Genomic DNA, 3,178 nt, shown 5'->3' on the forward strand with positions numbered 1-3,178 from the left:
TTTTAAATGCTGCTGTCACCTGTCACTAGTCCCCACACCCACACCCACACCCACACCCACACCCACACCCATTGCGCACCTGCCTGACCCGTTTGCCGGGGCATTGAAAGCACAGATTCCACGTCGGACCACAATGCGGTGAAAATATGCAACTCATTGATGTGAAATATGTTTTTAAATAGGGTTAAAAGCCCAGCTCCCATTTTCCCGCGATACTGACCTCAGTTTACGAAAACAGGACGGTGTCATGCAGTCGATTCAATTTGTTCAGTTCACAACGCGTACCGCGCGGCGCGGCGACGTGCTTCCGGTCTGTGAGCGCTGCGGCGCTCAGACGGCGAACGGCCTATGCCGCGGCGCCGTGCGGGGGAACGCGTAATGGACGTCTCACCGATGATTGATGCCGTGGTTGCCCGGATTGCCGAGGCCTTTCCCGGCTTGCAGGTGGAATCTTTCCCCGGAAAACCGGCTGAGTACGTCCTCAGCCATCCTGACGGCGCGATTCTGGTGCGCTACGCCGGCTCTGCGTTCCGCAAGCCGGAAGAGTGCGGGATCGTGCTGCAAACGCAGCTTGTCAAGCTGCGCGCCACCGTCGTGTGCCGCGAATCCAGCGGACAAAACGGGGCCGTGACCGTACTGGATGCGCTGCGGCGCGTGCTGTGCGGACTCCGGCTACCGAATTGCAGCCGCAAAATCCGGCTGAAGAAAGAGACGGTCGTCGGCAAGGGCAGCAGCGATGGACTGTGGCGTTACACGCTCCGGTTCACCGCGGAAACCCTACAGACCGAAGACGCGTCGCTGCCCGACGGGCCATTACTCACACAAGCCACATACAAGGAAAGCGAAACATGAAATACCGCTACACCGGCCCGACCAGCGGCGTCACGCTGGCTGACGGCACCGAAGTGCTGCTGTTTCCCCAGCGTGCTGTGGAACTGCCTGCCGAGCATGATTACGTGAAAACGTTGGTCGCTCTGGGCCTTCTGCAACCGTTGGAAAACGGCGCTTCTACCACTACTAACGATGAGGTAAACCATGGCAGCTAACTATCTGCATGGGGTCGAAACCGTTGAGGTCGAAACCGGCGCTCGCCCGATCAAGACCGTCAAATCTGCGGTCATCGGCCTGATCGGCACCGCGCCCATGGGGCCGGTCAACGACGTCACGCTGTGCGTGTCTGAAACCAACGCGGCCCAGTTCGGCTCGCAGGTCAGCGGGTTCACCATCCCGCAGGCGCTGGACGCCATTTACGACCACGGCGCCGGTACGGTGCTGGTGATCAACGTGCTCGACCCGGTCAAACACAAGACCTCCGTCAGCAACGCCTCCGTCACGTTCGACAGCACGGGCGCAGCCCAGTTGATTAACCCGGTGGTCTCTAACCTGGTGCTGCGTAAAAACGACGCCGCCCAGCCGTACGTGGAAGGTCAGGACTACACGCTGGATGCGCAGACCGGGAAAATCACCCGCGTCGGCACCAACATCGACAGCGGCAGCACCGTGATCGCCAGCTACGACTTCGCCGATCCGACGAAAGTCACCGCCGCCGACATCATCGGCAGCGTGAACGAAGCGGGCAACCGCACCGGCATGAAACTGCTGAACGACACCTACAACGCCTTCGGCTTCTTCGCGAAGATCCTGATTGCGCCGGTGTACTGCACGCAGACCAGCATCGTGACCGAACTGGTTTCTCTGGCCGACAAACTGGGCGCCGTCGCCTATGTCGATGCGCCGATTGGCACCACGTTCCAGCAGGCCATCAGCGGCCGCGGACCGACTGGCACCATCAACTTCAACACCAGCTCTGACCGCGTGAAGCTGTGCTATCCGCACGTCAAAGTCTACGACGCGAACACCAACAGCGAACGTCTGGAGCCGCTGTCTCAGCGCGCCGCCGGCCTGCGCGCCAAGGTGGATAACGAGAAAGGCTACTGGTGGAGCAGCTCCAACCAGGAAATCTCCGGCATCACCGGCGTAGAACGCCAGCTGTCGGCCATGATTGACGACCCTAACTGCGAAGTGAACCTGCTGAACGAACAGGGCATCACCACGGTGTTCAACAGCTACGGCAGCGGCCTGCGTCTGTGGGGCAACCGTCAGGCGGCCTGGCCGTCCGTGACCCACATGCGCAACTTTGAAAACGTGCGTCGTACCGCTGATGTGATCAACGAATCCATCCGCTACTTCAGCACCCAGTTCATCGACCAGCCGATTAGCCAGGCGCTGATCGACGCGCTGACCGAATCCGTCAACGCCTATGGCCGTACGCTGATCGGCAACGGCGCGCTGTTGGGCTTCAAGTGCTGGTACGACGCCGCGCGCAATGAAGAAACCGAGCTGGCCGCAGGCCATGTGCTGCTGAGCTACAAGTTCACGCCGCCGCCGCCGCTGGAACGTCTGTCTTACGAATCCGAGATCACCTCCGAATACCTGGTGACGCTGAAGGGGAATAGCTAATGGCTAAAATCGAAGTCAATCGCATCACCAATGCGAATATTTATCTGAACGGGGCGAATCTGCTGGGCCGCGCGGAAGAAATCAAACTGCCGGACATCAGCATGACCATGCAGGAGCACAAAGCGCTCGGCATGGTGGGCAAAATCGAACTGCCTTCCGGGTTCGACAAGCTGGAAGGGGAGATCAAATGGAACTCCTTCTACCGCGAAGCGATGCTGGCCACGGCCAACCCGTACAGCGCGTTGTCCTTGCAGTGCCGTTCCAGCGTGGAGCGCTACACCGCACAGGGGCGCGCTGACGAAGTGCCGATGATCACCTACCTGACCGTGATGTTTAAGAAGAACCCGCTGGGTACCTTCAAACCGCACGAGAACGCGGAGTTCAGCTCCAGCTTCAACTGCACCTACGTCAAACAGGTGATGGATGGCGAAGACATCCTTGAGCTGGATTATCTGGCCAACATCTTCATGGTCAACGGCGTCGATCAACTGAGCGACTACCGCACCAATATCGGCGGTTAATGCCGCGTCGCCTGAGGACGACAGCGAATTTTAGACTGTCTTCATCAGGCGACACCCCGGTCGCGGCTGGCTCTCACGGCAGCCCGACCGTCATAAGAATATCCGCGCCGTGCGGTTTTGCCGGGCGAGCGCACCGGCTCTTACGAGAGCCGACCTGTTTGGGCGAGCGGTACGATTTCGCCGACCGGTGTTTTGAT

The 3,178-nt window shown here is 59.7% G+C and carries 4 protein-coding genes; all 4 read left to right on the forward strand.

Going from position 1 to position 3,178, the window contains the following annotated elements; genetic code table 11:
* Positions 1 to 378: 378 nt before the first annotated feature.
* From Q7O77_RS16165 to Q7O77_RS16180, 4 genes are read left to right on the forward strand one after another with little or no spacing between them, the layout of a single operon-like run.
* Positions 379 to 852 carry a Gp37 family protein gene (locus tag Q7O77_RS16165; protein ID WP_304169690.1) on the forward strand — a complete coding sequence of 158 codons (474 nt, stop codon included), beginning with the start codon at positions 379 to 381 and terminating at the stop codon, positions 850 to 852.
* Positions 849 to 1,046 carry a hypothetical protein gene (locus tag Q7O77_RS16170; protein WP_304169692.1) on the forward strand — a complete coding sequence of 66 codons (198 nt, stop codon included), beginning with the start codon at positions 849 to 851 and terminating at the stop codon, positions 1,044 to 1,046. Before Q7O77_RS16165 ends, Q7O77_RS16170 begins: the two co-directional genes overlap by 4 nt.
* Positions 1,036 to 2,460: a phage tail sheath subtilisin-like domain-containing protein gene (locus tag Q7O77_RS16175; protein ID WP_304169694.1), complete on the forward strand. Its 1,425-nt coding sequence runs from the start codon at positions 1,036 to 1,038 to the stop codon at positions 2,458 to 2,460. The genes Q7O77_RS16170 and Q7O77_RS16175 overlap by 11 nt, the downstream gene beginning before the upstream one ends.
* Entirely contained in the window at positions 2,460 to 2,981 is a 522-nt protein-coding gene (locus Q7O77_RS16180) for a phage major tail tube protein (RefSeq protein WP_304169696.1), read from the forward strand. The genes Q7O77_RS16175 and Q7O77_RS16180 overlap by 1 nt, the downstream gene beginning before the upstream one ends.
* Positions 2,982 to 3,178 lie beyond the last annotated feature (197 nt).

It is taken from the genome of Lonsdalea britannica, assembly GCF_946477055.1.
Taxonomy (GTDB): domain Bacteria; phylum Pseudomonadota; class Gammaproteobacteria; order Enterobacterales; family Enterobacteriaceae; genus Lonsdalea; species Lonsdalea britannica_A.